The organism is Streptococcus sp. 4155 (assembly GCF_013276695.1).
GTDB lineage: Bacteria > Bacillota > Bacilli > Lactobacillales > Streptococcaceae > Streptococcus > Streptococcus pseudopneumoniae.
In genome coordinates this window covers 1-16,917 of the sequence record NZ_VMLM01000057.1, presented here as the reverse complement: position 1 = coordinate 16,917, position 16,917 = coordinate 1, and the positions used below count along the sequence as shown (strand labels likewise).

Sequence of the window (16,917 nt, the reverse complement as noted above, 5' to 3'; positions counted from 1 at the left end):
TCGTTATTGGGCGGTTACGATATTTTAATGCCACAACCTATTGTTCCTGTAGAGATTCCACAATCTCGACCTTTTGATTCTAAAAAGAGAAATGATAGTCTGCTTAAAATTCAGCAGAAAATCATTTAGAAGATAAGAAGAATGTTCGTCTCTTAGAAGCCAATCAGGTTGAAGAATTAGGGTTTGAGATAGAAGTTTTATAAAAATCAAAAAAATAAACAACAAAAACAAACACAAACTATTGACTTTTTCAAACAATAGTAGTATATTATGTTTGTGAGGACTAATTGACTGTTTTTTAAAGACAGCCAATACACTGCTGGAATCCAGCATAGAAAAAATAAAAAGGAGTATACAATATGTCTATTGTTATCGGTGCAGATGCTGCAGGTTTGAGATTGAAAGAAGTGGTGAAAGACTTCTTAGAAAAAGAAAACTTCCACCTTGTGGATGTTACAGCTGAAGGTCAAGACTTTGTTGATGTGACTCTCGCTGTTGCTGCAGAAGTAAACAAAGAAGAACAAAACCTTGGTATCGTGATTGATGCTTATGGAGCTGGTCCATTTATGGTCGCAACTAAGATCAAAGGAATGGTTGCTGCAGAAGTTTCTGACGAACGTTCAGCTTATATGACTCGTGGCCACAACAACTCACGTATGATCACTATGGGAGCACAACTTGTTGGTGATGAATTGGCTAAAAATATCGCTAAAGGATTTGTTAACGGTCAATACGACGGTGGACGTCATCAAATCCGTGTCGACATGTTGAATAAAATGTGCTAATACTCTTCAAAAATCAAGATAATCTGTTGTCAGCTCACTTTAGCTAACCTCAGTTATGCTTGCAGCTCGCTTCCTAAGCTAATCTTGATTTTTCTTGAGTAGGGATAAATGATATTAGATTTATATAATTAATCGGAGGGAATAACTAATGAGAATTGCAATTGGATGTGACCACATCGTAACAGATGAAAAAATGGCGGTTTCAGAATTTTTGAAATCAAAAGGATATGAAGTCATTGACTTTGGTACCTATGACCATACACGTACTCACTACCCAATCTTTGGTAAAAAAGTAGGGGAATCTGTAACTAGCGGTCAAGCTGATCTTGGAGTATGTATCTGTGGTACTGGTGTTGGTATCAACAACGCTGTAAATAAAGTTCCAGGTGTTCGTTCTGCCTTGGTTCGTGATATGACAACAGCCCTTTATGCTAAAGAGCAATTGAACGCTAACGTTATCGGTTTTGGTGGTAAGATTACTGGAGAATTGCTCATGTGTGATATCATCGAAGCTTTCATCCATGCTGAATACAAACCATCTGAAGAAAACAAAAAATTGATTGCGAAAATTGAACACCTTGAAAGTCACAATGCTCAACAAACAGACGCAAACTTCTTCACTGAATTCCTTGAAAAATGGGATCGCGGAGAATACCACGACTAAGAGGTGACCTATGATTTTAACAGTCACAATGAACCCGTCCATCGATATTTCCTATCCTTTGGATGAGTTGAAGATTGATACTGTCAATCGTGTGGTAGATGTAACCAAAACTGCCGGTGGTAAAGGCCTCAATGTTACCCGAGTACTTTCAAAATTTGGCGATTCTGTTCTTGCTACTGGTTTAGTGGGTGGCAAACTTGGTGAGTTTTTGGTTGAACATATTGATGATCAAGTAAAGAAAGATTTCTTCTCAATTCAGGGAGAAACTCGTAACTGTATTGCTATTCTTCACGGAGACAACCAAACAGAAGTTCTTGAAAAAGGTCCTGTAGTATTGGAACAGGAAGGTCAAGACTTTTTGGATCATTTCAAAAATCTCTTAGAGTCAGTTGAAGTAGTAGCTATCTCAGGTAGTCTCCCAGCTGGCCTTCCAGTTGATTACTATGCCAGCTTGGTAGAACTTGCTAATCAAGCTGGCAAGCCTGTTGTTTTGGACTGCTCTGGTGCAGCACTTCAGGCTGTTCTTGAATCACCCCATAAACCAACAGTCATCAAACCAAATAATGAAGAATTGTCTCAGCTTCTTGGAAGAGAAGTTTCTGAGGATTTGGAGGAATTAAAAGAAGTACTTCAAGAACCTTTGTTTGCAGGGATGGAATGGATTATCGTTTCACTTGGTGCCAACGGTACTTTTGCCAAACATGGTGACACTTTCTACAAGGTAGATATTCCTAGAATTCAGGTGGTAAATCCTGTTGGATCTGGAGACTCTACTGTGGCAGGAATTTCTTCAGGACTTCTTCACAAAGAATCGGATGCAGAATTACTCATCAAGGCAAATGTCCTTGGTATGCTCAATGCTCAAGAAAAAATGACTGGTCATGTCAACATGGCCAACTATCAAGCTCTATATGATCAATTAATAGTAAAAGAGGTATAAAATGGCTTTAACAGAACAAAAACGTGTACGCTTAGAAAAACTTTCTGATGAAAATGGTATCATCTCAGCTCTTGCATTTGACCAACGTGGTGCTTTGAAACGCCTCATGGCTCAACACCAAACAGAAGAACCAACTGTGGCCCAAATGGAAGAACTTAAAGTCTTGGTAGCAGATGAATTGACTAAATATGCTTCATCTATGCTTCTTGACCCTGAGTATGGACTTCCAGCAACTAAAGCTCTTGATGAAAAAGCTGGTCTTCTCCTTGCTTATGAAAAAACAGGTTATGACACAACAAGTACAAAACGCTTGCCAGACTGCTTGGATGTTTGGTCTGCAAAACGTATTAAAGAAGAAGGTGCAGATGCAGTTAAATTCTTGCTTTACTATGATGTAGATAGCGCTGACGAACTCAACCAAGAAAAACAAGCCTACATCGAACGCATCGGTTCTGAGTGTGTGGCTGAAGATATTCCATTCTTCCTTGAAATCCTTGCTTACGATGAAAAAATTGCTGATGCAGGTTCTGTAGAATACGCGAAAGTAAAACCACACAAAGTTATTGGTGCTATGAAAGTCTTCTCAGACCCACGCTTTAACATTGATGTCTTGAAAGTAGAAGTTCCTGTTAACATTAAATATGTTGAAGGCTTCGCTGAAGGTGAAGCGGTTTATACACGTGAAGAAGCAGCAGCCTTCTTCAAAGCTCAAGATGAAGCAACGAACTTGCCATACATCTACTTGAGTGCTGGTGTATCAGCTAAACTCTTCCAAGATACTCTTGTATTTGCCCATGAATCAGGTGCAAACTTCAATGGTGTTCTTTGTGGCCGTGCTACATGGGCTGGATCAGTTGAAGCATACATCAAAGATGGTGAAGCAGCAGCTCGTGAATGGCTTCGCACAACTGGTTTTGAAAACATTGACGAACTCAACAAAGTTCTTCAAACAACAGCAACTTCATGGAAAGAACGCGTGTAAGCAAGTCCTCCTAGGTTAGGAACATGAATCTAAAAAAATTTTAAAAAAAGTTGTATGTAAAGGTTTATAAATTAACTTACTTGTGCTACACTTAAATCACAAGTTAATATGAATTAGAAAGTAACTAGATGAAGTATAATAAAAATAAGGTATAGTTTATTTTACGAGCTAGGAAGGAATAATACGGAAACAATATTGCCAGAATAAACTATATTTAGACGCACATTTCAATTCGTTGTTTTATAAAAGGAGAAGATAAATGGCTACTAAAAAGAGTTTTAAAGCGTTAGTTGTAGGACTAGGTATTGTTTCAATATTCTCATCAGCCTTACCTATGGTTAGTCATTCTGTATTTGCAGATAGTACCCTAACTAGAGTAGATAAAGCAAATGATATTGTTTTGAATGTTGATGGGAATAAATTTTATAATGTTTCGGTTTCAGAAGATATTGTAAATGCTGGTCAAATTTTGGAATATTATTTTTATGTAGATAAATTTGGAAATATAAATTTAAAAGGCACTCCTGAAGAGTTAGCAAAAAATATTGGTATTTCTGTACAAGAAGCAAGTTTGATGTATGAAGCTGTAAAAGAGTTGCCCAACGTTTACGAAAGAGGTCCTGTAGGTTTTCGTTTCAATCTTGGTCCTCAAGTGAGGGGGATGGGTGGCTGGGCTGCTGGAGCTTTCGCTACTGGATGGCATTTGAAATAATTTGCGGTTAATCCTGTTACATCTGGATTTGTTGCTGTAATAAGTGGTGCGATTGGCTGGGCTGTAAAAACTGCTGTAGAAAATTATTGGACAGTTGCTGTGGCTACAGTAGAAGTGCCGTTTGTGAACCTTGTTTACACCATAGATTTACCTTAGAGGTTATTTCTTTATGAATCATTCTTTTAAAAAAATAACTGTATTTTGTTTTATAGTTTCTTGTGTTCTTTGTTTATTAGACTTAATGAATTTTAAAAATGTAGCTACTTTTTTATTTTTCTGTCTTCCTGTTTTTGTTTTGATTTACAAAAATAAATAAAAACAGAGCCTCTGTTTGATGAATTTTAGAACATAGTTAAGTTTTAAAAAAAGTTGTATGTAAAGGTTTACAAAACAACCGACTTGTGCTATACTTAAATCACAAGTTAATACAAGGTGAGTGTTACTAAGTAATATTAGGCATGATCACAGGTGAATTAGAAATCAGCTGATTTTCTAGTTCATTTGTGGTCATTTTTTGTACTCATATACCTTTAAGATATAAAAGGAGGTTGACATGTATCGAATTCTAAATCCAATGAATCACAATGTCTCGCTTGTCAGAAATGATAAGGGAGAAGAGGTGATTGTGATTGGTAAGGGGATTGCATTCGGAAAAAGGAAGGGGGATTTGATTGCTGAAAATCAGGTTGAGAAAATCTTTCGGATGAAGACCGAAGAGTCCAGAGAAAACTTTATGGCTCTTCTCAAAGATGTTCCGCTTGATTTTATCACAGTGACCTATGAAATCATTGATAAGCTATCAAAGAAATATCATTATCCGATTCAAGAGTATCTCTATGTAACCTTGACAGATCATATTTACTGTTCTTATCAAGCTCTAACTCAAGGAAGGTACAAGGATAGTAATTTGCCAGATATTTCCGCTAAGTATCCTGTCGCTTTTCAAATCGCAAATGAAGCTTTTGAAATTTACCGTCAGAAGCTAGCAGATCATTTTCCTGAGGACGAGATTATTCGGATTGCTTATCATTTCATCAATGCCGAAGGTGAAAATGAAGTGGAACTTGTGGAGTCGATTGATAAGAGGAAAGAAATTCTCAGGAATGTTGAAGAAGTGCTAAAGGGTTATGCAATTCAACGAACCAAAAAAAATAATCATTTCTATGATCGCTTTATGATCCATTTGAATTATTTCTTGGATTATTTAGATAGATCTAGAGATGATAACCAATCGCTTCTGGATATGGAAGACCATATCAAACAATCCTACCCAAAAGCATTTGAGATTGGTTCCAAGATCTATGATGTGATTACGCAACATACGGGTCTTGATTTGTATAAAAGTGAACGAGTTTATCTAGTTCTACATATCCAACGTTTATTGTCATAAAAATTTATTTAAAATTATATAAGGAGAATTCTATCATGAATAGAGAAGAAGTAACATTGTTAGGTTTTGAAATCGTAGCCTATGCTGGCGATGCTCGTTCAAAACTATTGGAAGCCTTGAAAGCTGCTGAAGCTGGCGATTTTACGAAAGCAGATAGCTTAGTCGAGGAAGCTGGTTCTTGCATTGCAGAGGCTCACCACGCCCAAACAAGTCTATTGACTAAGGAAGCTTCTGGTGAGGACTTAGCGTATAGTGTGACCATGATGCATGGTCAAGACCACTTGATGACAACTATCTTGTTAAAAGACTTAATGCACCATTTAATCGAACTTTATAAGAGAGGAGTTAAATAATGAATAAACTAATTGCATTTATCGAGAAAGGAAAGCCTTTCTTTGAGAAACTATCTCGTAATATCTATCTTCGTGCTATTCGTGATGGTTTCATTGCAGGTATGCCTGTTATTCTCTTCTCAAGTATCTTTATCTTGATTGCCTTTGTACCAAACTCATGGGGCTTTAAATGGTCTGATGAAGTTGTAGCTTTTCTGATGAAACCTTACAGCTATTCAATGGGAATTCTGGCACTCTTGGTAGCTGGTACAACAGCTAAATCTTTGACTGACTCAGTCAATCGAAGCATGGAGAAAACAAATCAAATCAACTATATGTCAACATTGTTGGCAGCAATTGTTGGTTTGTTGATGTTGGCAGCTGATCCTATCGAAAATGGTTTAGCTACTGGCTTCTTGGGGACAAAAGGTTTGCTTTCAGCCTTCCTTGCTGCCTTTGTTACTGTAGCCATCTATAAGGTTTGTGTTAAGAACAACGTTACCATTCGTATGCCGGACGAAGTTCCGCCAAATATCTCCCAAGTCTTTAAAGATGTGATTCCATTCACTCTATCTGTTGTTTCTCTTTATGCTCTTGATTTACTAGCTCGTCATTTTGTTGGTGCAAGCGTAGCTGAATCAATCGGTAAATTCTTTGCACCATTATTCTCTGCAGCTGATGGCTATCTAGGTATTACCATTATCTTTGGTGCCTTTGCCTTCTTCTGGTTTGTTGGTATTCATGGTCCATCTATCGTTGAACCTGCTATCGCAGCTATTACCTATGCAAATGCCGAAGTCAACTTGAACCTTCTCCAACAAGGTATGCACGCTGACAAGATTCTTACTTCTGGTACACAAATGTTTATCGTTACCATGGGTGGTACTGGTGCGACACTGGTTGTTCCATTCATGTTCATGTGGTTGACAAAATCGAAACGAAATCGCGCCATCGGTCGTGCTTCAGTAGTTCCAACTTTCTTCGGTGTAAACGAACCAATCTTGTTTGGTGCACCACTTGTATTGAACCCAATCTTCTTCATTCCATTTATCTTTGCTCCAATCGCAAACGTTTGGATCTTCAAATTCTTTATTGAAACACTTGGAATGAATTCATTTACTGCTAATCTACCATGGACAACCCCAGCTCCACTAGGTCTAGTTCTTGGTACTAACTTCCAAGTTCTATCATTCATTCTTGCTGCTCTTCTAATTGTGGTTGACGTTGTCATTTACTATCCATTCCTTAAAGTTTATGATGAACAAATTCTTGAAGAAGAACGTTCAGGTAAGTCTAATGATGAATTGAAAGAAAAAGTTGCTGCAAACTTCAACACTGCAAAAGCAGATGCTATTCTTGAGAAAGCGGGTGTAGAAGCAGCACAAAATAAAATCACTGAAGAAACAAATGTCCTCGTTCTCTGTGCTGGTGGAGGTACAAGTGGTCTCCTTGCAAATGCTTTGAACAAGGCAGCAGCAGAGTACAATGTTCCTGTGAAAGCAGCAGCAGGTGGCTATGGTGCTCACCGTGAAATGTTGCCAGAGTTTGATTTGGTTATTCTTGCTCCTCAAGTTGCTTCAAACTTTGAAGACATGAAAGCAGAAACAGATAAGCTCGGTATTAAACTTGCCAAGACAGAAGGCGCTCAATACATCAAATTAACTCGTGATGGAAAAGGTGCTCTAGCATTTGTACAAGCTCAATTCGATTAAGGCTAGGGACTCTGAAATAGTCTCCTATCGTTACGGAAATCGCTATGGCGAATTTCCTAATCGCCTTGTTAATTCCTCGGTAAAAAGATATCGTTTTTACCTCCTCATGTCACAATTTGGTGACTCGGTACAAGAAGTGAGATGGAGAAGGATGGCTCACTGACTCCTCTCCTCTCACTTTTACTTTATTTAAATCAAGAAATAGGTGAAAAGTATGACAAAAACATTACCAAAAGACTTTATTTTCGGTGGCGCAACTGCTGCCTATCAAGCAGAAGGCGCTACACATACTGATGGAAAAGGACCAGTTGCTTGGGATAAATATCTTGAAGATAACTACTGGTACACTGCAGAACCAGCCAGTGACTTTTACAATCGATATCCAGTTGACCTAAAGCTAGCAGAAGAGTATGGTGTCAATGGTATTCGAATTTCTATTGCTTGGTCACGTATTTTTCCGACTGGTTACGGTCAAGTAAATCAGAAAGGTGTCGAGTTTTATCATAATCTATTTGCAGAGTGTCACAAACGTCATGTTGAGCCCTTTGTAACTCTTCATCACTTTGACACGCCAGAAGCTCTCCACTCAAATGGAGACTTCTTAAACCGTGAAAATATTGAACACTTTGTAGACTACGCGGCCTTCTGTTTTGAAGAATTTCCAGAAGTAAACTATTGGACAACATTCAATGAAATCGGACCAATTGGTGATGGTCAATACTTGGTTGGGAAATTCCCTCCAGGTATTCAGTACGACCTTGCCAAAGTCTTTCAATCACACCACAATATGATGGTGTCTCATGCACGCGCGGTAAAATTGTACAAAGATAAAGGCTATAAAGGCGAAATCGGTGTTGTTCACGCTCTGCCAACTAAGTATCCTTTGGATCCTGAAAATCCTGCAGATGTTATTGCGGCAGAGTTGGAGGACATTATACATAACAAATTTATCTTGGATGCAACTTATCTGGGTCACTATTCAGCTGAAACCATGGAAGGTGTCAACCATATCTTATCAGTCAATGGTGGTAGCTTGGATCTTCGTGAAGAAGATTTCACAGCATTAGAAGCAGCAAAAGACTTGAATGATTTCCTTGGAATCAACTACTATATGAGTGACTGGATGGAATCCTTTGATGGAGAAACTGAAATCATCCATAATGGTAAGGGTGAGAAAGGAAGTTCTAAATACCAAATCAAAGGTGTTGGTCGTCGTGTAGCTCCTGATTATGTACCACGTACGGATTGGGATTGGATTATCTACCCTCAAGGTTTGTATGACCAAATCATGCGCGTGAAGAAAGATTATCCGAACTACAAGAAGATTTACATCACTGAAAATGGTCTCGGCTATAAAGATGAGTTCGTCGATAACACTGTTTATGATGATGGCCGTATTGATTATGTGAAACAACACTTGGAGGTCTTGTCTGATGCGATTGCAGATGGAGCGAATGTAAAAGGTTACTTCATTTGGTCATTGATGGACGTCTTCTCATGGTCAAACGGTTATGAGAAACGTTACGGTCTCTTCTATGTAGATTTTGAAACTCAAGAACGTTATCCTAAGAAATCAGCTCACTGGTACAAGAAAGTAGCGGAAACTCAAGTGATTGAGTAGTAGAATGAGTCATTAGATATAGAATTTTAGTGAGGCAAAAAGATGTTCAAAAATTTTATCCAATCTATTTATGAAAAAGTTTATATTATCAACTTTGAAAAATGCTCTCAAATACCGTGTTTGACAAATGAAGAATTGAAAAGTCTTGGAAAATGGTATGTCTCGACCGGTAAAGAATGGATTTGTCATTCAGACTATGAGCTGGCAGAATTTAAAAATCTATTTTTAAATTTTATCAATCCTGAAGAATGGGATACTATCTCCTTTGATTCAGATTTTATGCCGTTTCAACAATCGTAACCAATTTCCAAAAAAGTTAAATCTTATATCTAGTACTCTGCAAAACTCTTATCTAATCACGTTGCTTATACTCAATGAAAATCAAAGAGCAACTTTAAACTAGGAAGCGAGTCGCAGATTTCTCAATGCATCGCTTTGAGGTTGCAGATAAAGCAATTGGGCAAAAAGTCTTTGATACAGAAAAACGCATAATATCAGGTGTTGAAAACCTTGATACTATGCGTTTTATTGTGGGAAGATTTACTTCTGAAATTGAGTTGTTACCCAGAATCTTTCAGGTTTATTAAGGCTTGATGACTTTAGTAAGTTTAGATAGCTCAAAAAGGATTGAATCACTTAGTTTAGAATCTGAAACAATAGTATCAAGATTTGATACATTATAAAAAGTATAAAAATCAAACTTATTGAACTTACTATGATCTGCGAGTAAATATTTTTTATTAGAATTATTTAAAGCGATGCGTTGAGCCTCTCCCTCTTCCTCGCTAAAAGTAGCTAGAGCTCCGTTTTGAATACCATTACAGCTAACGAAAGCTTTAGAAAATTGGAGATTAGAGAGATTTTGTAGGGTCAATGTGCCAACAAAAGCACCTGTAATTTCGCGATAATTTCCACCTATTAAAATCAAATCTGTTAATTTTCGTTCGCTTAAAATCAGAAAAACAGGTAGACTGTTGGTCACGACGCGGATATTGTCAATAGGTAACTCACGCGCAAAAAATTCTAATGTTGTTCCTGGTCCAATAAAAATAGTTTCTCTTTCTTCTACTAGACTGCCTGCAAAACGGGCTATTTCTTGTTTTTCTGCCGTTTGGAGGGCTTGTTTTTCAATATTTGATCGCTCATTAGTCAAAAGGGAGTTGGTTCGAAGTTTTTCAGCTCCACCATGCACACGAATCAGCAAATCTTTATCAGCTAATTCCTGTAAATAGCGCCTTGCAGTCATATCTGAAACGGCTATTTCATCCATAATCTGTTTAACCGTTATGGTTCCTTTACTATTTACTGTCTCTAAAATTTTGGTTAATTTTTCTTGTTTGAGCATATTATCACCTCGTTTCCTACTACTATCTTACCATAAACTAGCTCATCATTCAAATACAAAAACAACAAAATAAAACAAAAACAAAAATATCGAGGTTTGTTTTCAAAACTTTCGATATTTTTATTAAGTTATTATTTTGTTGTTTCTAGTTTACTTTTTGATGATTGAGAGTGGTGGAGAATTATACTCAATGAAAATCAAAGAGCAAACTAGGAAGCTAGCCGCAGGTTGCTCANNAGACTGACGAAGTCAGTGATCATATCTACGGCAAGGCGAAGCTGACGTGGTTTGAAGAGATTTTCGAAGAGTATTAGTCCAAACCGTAGTTGTAGTCATCATCTTGCATGGCTTCAACTTCACCAAGAAGGTAACCATTTCCGACTTGAGAGAAGAAGTCATGGTTGGAAGTTCCTGTTGAAATACCGTTCATAACGATTGGGTTGACATCTTCAGCTGAATCTGGGAAAAGTGGATCTTGTCCCATGTTCATGAGAGCTTTATTGGCATTGTAGCGAAGGAAGGTTTTAACCTCTTCAGTCCAACCAACACCGTCATAAAGACTCTCTGTGTAGCCTTCTTCATTTTCATAAAGAGTATAGAGCAGGTCGTACATCCATTCTTTTAGCTTTTCTTGCTCTTCTTCAGGTAATTCATTGAAACCAAGTTGGAATTTGTAACCAATGTAGGTTCCGTGAACAGATTCATCACGAATAATCAATTTGATGATTTCCGCAACGTTGGCAAGTTTGTTGTTACCAAGATAGTAGAGGGGAGTGAAGAAACCTGAATAGAAGAGGAAGGTTTCGAGGAAAACGCTAGCAACTTTCTTTTCAAGTGGGCTACCGTTTAGGTAGATTTCGTTGACAATCTCAGCCTTCTTTTGTAGGTAAGGATTGGTATTGGTCCATTCGAAAATTTCTTCAATCTCAGCCTTAGTATTCAAGGTAGAGAAGATTGATGAGTAAGATTTAGCGTGAACAGATTCCATAAATTGGATGTTATTGAAAACAGCTTCCTCATGTGGTGTACGGATATCTGCGCGAAGGGCTTGAACCCCAGTTTCAGATTGCATAGTGTCGAGAAGGGTTAAACCACCAAAAACTTTTCCGACCAAGTCTTTCTCTTTGTTAGATAGCTTTCTCCAGTCATCCAAGTCATTTGACAAGGGAATACGTGTATCGAGCCAGAATTGCTCTGTCAGCTTTTCCCAAGTTGATTTGTCGATGACATCTTCGATGGCATTCCAGTTAATGGCTTTATAGTAAGTTTCCATTTGAAATCTCTTTCTGTGTTTAGTATTGCGAACTCACAATTATTCTATTTTACCATAATTCTATAGGAGTATCGCACAAAAAGTCGGAATCCCGACTTTTAAAATGTTACATAAATTATGTTATGACATAGTAGATTTGATTTTATCAGTGCTGCTTAGGGAAAAATAGTGTTTCTATGCTAGAAACTAAATCACACAGCTTTCACATTGGTTGGCACCGACTTCTCCACCGTCATCTGTAAAGGTGCGGACGTAGTAGATAGACTTGATTCCCTTGTTAAAGGCATAGTTACGAAGGATGGACAAGTCACGTGTCGTTTGTTTATTTTCCCTCTTCCATTCGTAAAGGCCTTTTGGAATGTCACTGCGCATGAAGAGGGTGAGTGAAAGTCCTTGATCCACGTGTTCAGTCGCAGCAGCGTAAACATCGATGACTTTACGCATATCCATATCGTAGGCAGAAGTGTAGTAAGGAATGGTTTCTGTAGACAAGCCAGCAGCAGGGTAGTAGATTTTACCAATTTTCTTCTCTTGGCGTTCTTCGATACGTTGCGTAATCGGGTGGATAGAAGCAGAAACGTCGTTGATATAGCTGATAGAACCATTTGGCGCTACAGCAAGGCGATTTTGGTGGTAAAGACCATCTGCTTGAACCTTGTCGCGAAGTTCAGCCCAATCAGCAGCACCAGGGATAAAGACATCTTTGAAGAGTTCTTTAACACGGTCTGATTTTGGAACAAACTCGCCAGTCACATACTTGTCGAAGTAGCTTCCGTTAGCATAGTCTGATTTTTCAAAGTTGTGGAAGGTAATACCACGTTCACGCGCAATATTGTTTGACTCAACTAAAGTCCAGTAGTTCATAAGCATAAAGTAGATGCTAGTAAATTCAACAGACTCAGGTGACCCATATTCAATCAGTTGTTGTGCAAGGTAGCTGTGAAGTCCCATTGCACCAAGACCAAAGGTATGAGCTTGGCTATTTCCATGGTCAATCGTAGGTACAGCCACGATGTGTGAACTATCTGTAACGAAAGTTAAAGCACGAACCATAGCACGGATAGAACGACCAAAATCAGGTGAAGTCATCATGTTAACCACGTTGGTTGAACCAAGATTACATGAAACGTCTGTTCCCATTTGCAGGAATTCTTGAGCATCGTTGATCAAGCTTGGTTCTTGGACTTGAAGAATCTCAGAACACAAGTTACTCATGATAATCTTTCCATCAACAGGATTTGCACGGTTAGCCGTATCAATGTTGACGACATAAGGATAACCAGACTCTTGTTGCAATTTAGAGATTTCAGTTTCCAAATCACGCGCCTTGATTTTTGTCTTGCGAATATTTGGATTTGCGACCAATTCATCGTATTTTTCAGTAATGTCGATGTAGTTGAATGGCACACCGTATTCTTTTTCTACAGAGTAAGGGCTGAAGAGGTACATTTCTTCATTTTTACGCGCCAATTCGTAGAATTTATCTGGTACTACAACACCAAGTGAAAGGGTCTTAACACGAACTTTTTCATCGGCGTTTTCTTTCTTAGTTGAAAGGAAGGCGATGATGTCTGGGTGAAAGACGTTGAGGTAGACAACACCGGCACCTTGACGTTGCCCCAATTGGTTGGAGTAAGAGAAGCTGTCTTCAAAAAGCTTCATAACTGGAACGACCCCAGAAGCTGCTCCTTCATACCCTTTAATAGGAGAACCAGCTTCACGAAGGTTGCTGAGGGTAATTCCCACACCACCACCAATACGTGAAAGTTGAAGAGCCGAGTTGATAGAACGTCCGATAGAGTTCATATCATCCGTTACTTGGATTAGGAAGCAAGATACTAACTCCCCACGGCGAGCACGTCCAGCATTCAAGAAGGAAGGAGTAGCAGGTTGGTAGCGTTGGTGGATGATTTCATTGGCAATATCGATTGCAATAGCTTCATTCCCATCAGCAAAATAAAGGGCGTTAAAGAAGACACGGTCTTCCATGCTTTCAAGATAGTATTCACCGTCGTTAGTTTTCAAAGCATATTGATTGTAAAATTTATAAGCTGCCATGAAAGACTTGAATTGGAAATTTTGGTCTTTGATAAATTGAGCCAATTCTTCCAAGAACTCTGGACGGTATTTCTTGATAAAGGCTGTTTCGATGTAGTTGTGGTCAATGAGGTAGTTGATTTTATCTTTAATTGAATCAAAAACCATAGTGTTTGGAACGACATTTTCTTTAAAGAAGGCATCCAAGGCTTCCTTATCTTTATGAAGCATGATTTGTCCATTGACAGGACGGTTGATTTCGTTATTGAGACGGAAGTAAGTCACGTCTTCAAGATGTTTTAATCCCATAAAATTTCCCTTATCTAATTACAAAAGAAAGGCCTCTAAAGTTAGCCCTAGAAGCAGTTTCTTCTGGATGATGTACTAAGATTATGCTAATTGTTTCAGTTTTCCTGGTTGGAAACCTGAAAAGACTTCAGTTGGTGTTTGGATAATAGGAGCTGCGCTAAAACCGAGTTCTTTGACTTGATCGATGTACTCAGGCTGCTCATCAAGATTGATTTCTTTATATTCAACGTTATTACTGTCCAAGAAACGCTTGGTCATTTTACATTGGACACAATTGTTTTTAGAATAAACGGTTACCATTGTGTAACTCCTCTTCAAAATTTAATACTACCTTAGTATATCAGAAAATAAAATTTTGTCAATGATTTAAACTAAATATAGTGGTCTGTTTTTCTAGTCAAGCTCACAAAACACAATATGTAGTGTTTACTTTATAAAACAGCAATGATTATCCTATAAATCGTTTTTAAAGAAACTATATCCTGTGTTTTGTTATCTAGGATAGAAGATTTTCAGCAAGTTATCTGAAAGGAAATTGAAGGAAAATCCAGAAAATGCTTGAAAAAAATCCTAGAAGATGATATAATACCAAATTGTAAGGGTTATCACATATAACTCAAAAAAGAAAGAACAAAAGGAGAGTCAAACTATGGCTTCTAAAGATTTCCACGTAGTGGCAGAAACAGGTATTCACGCACGTCCAGCAACATTGTTGGTGCAAACTGCTAGCAAATTTGCTTCAGATATCACTCTTGAATACAAAGGTAAATCAGTTAACCTTAAATCAATTATGGGTGTTATGAGTCTTGGTGTTGGCCAAGGTGCTGACGTAACTATCTCAGCTGAAGGTGCAGATGCAGATGACGCCATCGCTGCAATCTCAGAAACAATGGAAAAAGAAGGATTGGCATAAGGGAAATGACAGAAATGCTTAAAGGAATCGCAGCATCTGACGGTGTTGCAGTTGCAAAAGCATATCTACTCGTTCAACCGGATTTGTCATTCGAGACTGTTTCAGTCGAAGATACAAACGCAGAAGAGGCTCGTTTGGATGTTGCTCTTGAAGCTTCTCAAAACGAGCTTTCTCTTATCCGCGAGAAAGCTGTAGGTACGCTTGGTGAAGAAGCGGCTCAAGTTTTTGACGCTCATTTGATGGTTCTTTCTGACCCAGAATTGATTGGTCAGATTAAAGAAACAATTCGTGCTAAGAAAGTCAATGCAGAAGCAGGTCTTAAGGAAGTGACTGACATGTTCATCACTATCTTTGAAGGCATGGAAGACAACCCATACATGCAAGAACGTGCAGCGGATATCCGCGACGTGACAAAACGTGTATTGGCAAACTTTCTTGGTAAGAAATTGCCAAACCCAGCTTCTATCAATGAAGAAGTAATCGTGATTGCACATGACTTAACACCATCTGATACAGCTCAATTGGACAAAAACTTTGTAAAAGCTTTTGTAACAAACATCGGTGGACGTACAAGCCACTCAGCTATCATGGCACGTACACTTGAAATTGCAGCTGTATTGGGAACAAATAACATCACTGAAATCGTCAAAGACGGTGATATCCTTGCCGTTAACGGAATTACTGGTGAAGTGATTATCAACCCAACAGATGAACAAGCGGCAGAATTTAAAGCAGCTGGTGAAGCTTATGCTAAACAAAAAGCTGAATGGGCACTTTTGAAAGATGCTCAAACAGTGACTGCTGACGGTAAACACTTCGAGTTGGCAGCTAACATCGGTACTCCAAAAGACGTTGAAGGTGTTAACAACAACGGTGCAGAAGCTGTTGGACTTTACCGTACAGAGTTCTTGTACATGGATTCTCAAGACTTCCCAACAGAAGATGAGCAGTATGAAGCGTATAAGGCTGTTCTTGAGGGAATGAATGGTAAACCAGTGGTTGTTCGTACAATGGATATTGGTGGAGATAAGGAACTTCCTTACTTCGATATGCCACACGAAATGAACCCATTCCTTGGATTCCGTGCCCTTCGTATCTCTATTTCTGAAACTGGAGATGCAATGTTCCGTACACAAATCCGTGCCCTTCTTCGTGCTTCTGTTCATGGTCAATTGCGTATCATGTTCCCAATGGTTGCCCTCTTGAAAGAATTCCGTGCAGCTAAAGCAGTTTATGAAGAAGAAAAAACAAATCTTCTTGCTGAAGGAGTTGCAGTTGCGGATGACATCCAAGTTGGTATCATGATTGAAATTCCTGCAGCAGCTATGCTTGCAGACCAATTTGCAAAAGAAGTTGACTTCTTCTCAATTGGTACAAATGACTTGATCCAATACACAATGGCGGCAGACCGTATGAACGAACAAGTTTCATACCTTTACCAACCATATAACCCATCAATCCTTCGCTTGATCAACAACGTTATCAAGGCAGCTCACGCTGAAGGTAAATGGGCTGGTATGTGTGGTGAGATGGCTGGTGACCAAACAGCTGTTCCACTGCTTGTCGGAATGGGCTTGGATGAGTTCTCTATGTCAGCAACATCTGTACTTCGTACACGCAGCTTGATGAAGAAACTCGACACAGCTAAGATGGAAGAGTACGCAAACCGTGCCCTTACAGAATGCTCAACAATGGAAGAAGTTCTTGAACTTCAAAAAGAATACGTTAATTTTGATTAATGTGATTAACCTTGTAACCTAGTTGCAAGGTTTTTTGGGCGCATTTTGGAAAAGTATGGTCTAATACTCTTTCAAAATCTCTTCAAACCACGTCAGCGTCGCCTTAACGTAGATATGCTCACTGACTTCGTCAGTCTTATCTACAACCTCAAAACTGTGTTTT

16 protein-coding genes and 2 pseudogenes are annotated in these 16,917 nt (G+C 38.5%); 14 read left to right on the top strand and 4 right to left on the bottom strand.

The window, feature by feature from the left end; genetic code table 11:
• Positions 1–119: 119 nt before the first annotated feature.
• The 12 genes and pseudogenes from HT715_RS07700 to HT715_RS07645 all read left to right on the top strand — a co-directional run.
• Positions 120–203 (top strand): annotated as a pseudogene (locus HT715_RS07700) (aldose epimerase); the annotation flags it as partial.
• Between the two features lie 156 nt (positions 204–359).
• Positions 360–785, top strand: a complete 426-nt coding sequence (gene lacA, locus HT715_RS07695) for a galactose-6-phosphate isomerase subunit LacA (RefSeq protein ID WP_000029273.1) — start codon at positions 360–362, stop codon at positions 783–785.
• Between the two features lie 148 nt (positions 786–933).
• A complete protein-coding gene (gene lacB, locus HT715_RS07690) occupies positions 934–1,449 on the top strand; it encodes a galactose-6-phosphate isomerase subunit LacB (protein WP_172922887.1) in 516 nt (171 codons plus the stop codon).
• A gap of 10 nt (positions 1,450–1,459) precedes the next feature.
• Positions 1,460–2,389, top strand: coding sequence for a tagatose-6-phosphate kinase (locus HT715_RS07685; RefSeq protein ID WP_172922886.1), 930 nt, complete (start codon positions 1,460–1,462; stop codon positions 2,387–2,389).
• Position 2,390: 1 nt separating this feature from the next.
• Entirely contained in the window at positions 2,391–3,371 is a 981-nt protein-coding gene (gene lacD / locus HT715_RS07680) for a tagatose-bisphosphate aldolase (RefSeq protein WP_138700490.1), read from the top strand.
• A 259-nt stretch (positions 3,372–3,630) separates the two neighbouring features.
• Positions 3,631–4,239 (top strand): annotated as a pseudogene (locus tag HT715_RS07675) (hypothetical protein).
• A gap of 397 nt (positions 4,240–4,636) precedes the next feature.
• Positions 4,637–5,473, top strand: coding sequence for a transcription antiterminator (locus tag HT715_RS07670; protein WP_054369885.1), 837 nt, complete (start codon positions 4,637–4,639; stop codon positions 5,471–5,473).
• A 35-nt stretch (positions 5,474–5,508) separates the two neighbouring features.
• Entirely contained in the window at positions 5,509–5,826 is a 318-nt protein-coding gene (locus HT715_RS07665; RefSeq protein WP_001078333.1) for a PTS lactose/cellobiose transporter subunit IIA, read from the top strand.
• Positions 5,826–7,517 (top strand): lactose-specific PTS transporter subunit EIIC, encoded by a 1,692-nt coding sequence (locus tag HT715_RS07660; protein ID WP_033685011.1) that lies wholly within the window; start codon positions 5,826–5,828, stop codon positions 7,515–7,517. The genes HT715_RS07665 and HT715_RS07660 overlap by 1 nt, the downstream gene beginning before the upstream one ends.
• A 214-nt stretch (positions 7,518–7,731) precedes the next feature.
• Positions 7,732–9,138: a 6-phospho-beta-galactosidase gene (lacG, locus tag HT715_RS07655; RefSeq protein ID WP_172922885.1), complete on the top strand. Its 1,407-nt coding sequence runs from the start codon at positions 7,732–7,734 to the stop codon at positions 9,136–9,138.
• A 42-nt stretch (positions 9,139–9,180) separates the two neighbouring features.
• Entirely contained in the window at positions 9,181–9,438 is a 258-nt protein-coding gene (locus HT715_RS07650; RefSeq protein ID WP_172922884.1) for a DUF3884 family protein, read from the top strand.
• 125 nt (positions 9,439–9,563) lie between these two features.
• Positions 9,564–9,725, top strand: a complete 162-nt coding sequence (locus HT715_RS07645) for a hypothetical protein (protein ID WP_166735927.1) — start codon at positions 9,564–9,566, stop codon at positions 9,723–9,725.
• Here HT715_RS07645 and HT715_RS07640 read toward each other — a convergent pair.
• The 4 genes from HT715_RS07640 to nrdH form a co-directional block, all read right to left on the bottom strand.
• On the bottom strand, positions 9,722–10,483 hold the full coding sequence (locus HT715_RS07640; RefSeq protein ID WP_000917606.1) for a DeoR/GlpR family DNA-binding transcription regulator: 762 nt from the start codon (positions 10,481–10,483) through the stop codon (positions 9,722–9,724). The genes HT715_RS07645 and HT715_RS07640 overlap by 4 nt on opposite strands.
• 310 nt (positions 10,484–10,793) lie before the next feature.
• Positions 10,794–11,756 carry a class 1b ribonucleoside-diphosphate reductase subunit beta gene (gene nrdF, locus HT715_RS07635; protein ID WP_000451369.1) on the bottom strand — a complete coding sequence of 321 codons (963 nt, stop codon included), beginning with the start codon at positions 11,754–11,756 and terminating at the stop codon, positions 10,794–10,796.
• Between the two features lie 186 nt (positions 11,757–11,942).
• On the bottom strand, positions 11,943–14,102 hold the full coding sequence (gene nrdE, locus HT715_RS07630) for a class 1b ribonucleoside-diphosphate reductase subunit alpha (RefSeq protein ID WP_000523237.1): 2,160 nt from the start codon (positions 14,100–14,102) through the stop codon (positions 11,943–11,945).
• Between the two features lie 81 nt (positions 14,103–14,183).
• Positions 14,184–14,402 carry a glutaredoxin-like protein NrdH gene (gene nrdH, locus HT715_RS07625; RefSeq protein WP_000259242.1) on the bottom strand — a complete coding sequence of 73 codons (219 nt, stop codon included), beginning with the start codon at positions 14,400–14,402 and terminating at the stop codon, positions 14,184–14,186.
• A 349-nt stretch (positions 14,403–14,751) separates the two neighbouring features.
• On the opposite strand from nrdH, the gene HT715_RS07620 reads away from it, so the two are divergent.
• Positions 14,752–15,015 (top strand): phosphocarrier protein HPr, encoded by a 264-nt coding sequence (locus HT715_RS07620; RefSeq protein ID WP_000146947.1) that lies wholly within the window; start codon positions 14,752–14,754, stop codon positions 15,013–15,015.
• Between the two features lie 5 nt (positions 15,016–15,020).
• A complete protein-coding gene (gene ptsP, locus HT715_RS07615; protein ID WP_172922883.1) occupies positions 15,021–16,754 on the top strand; it encodes a phosphoenolpyruvate--protein phosphotransferase in 1,734 nt (577 codons plus the stop codon).
• Positions 16,755–16,917 lie beyond the last annotated feature (163 nt).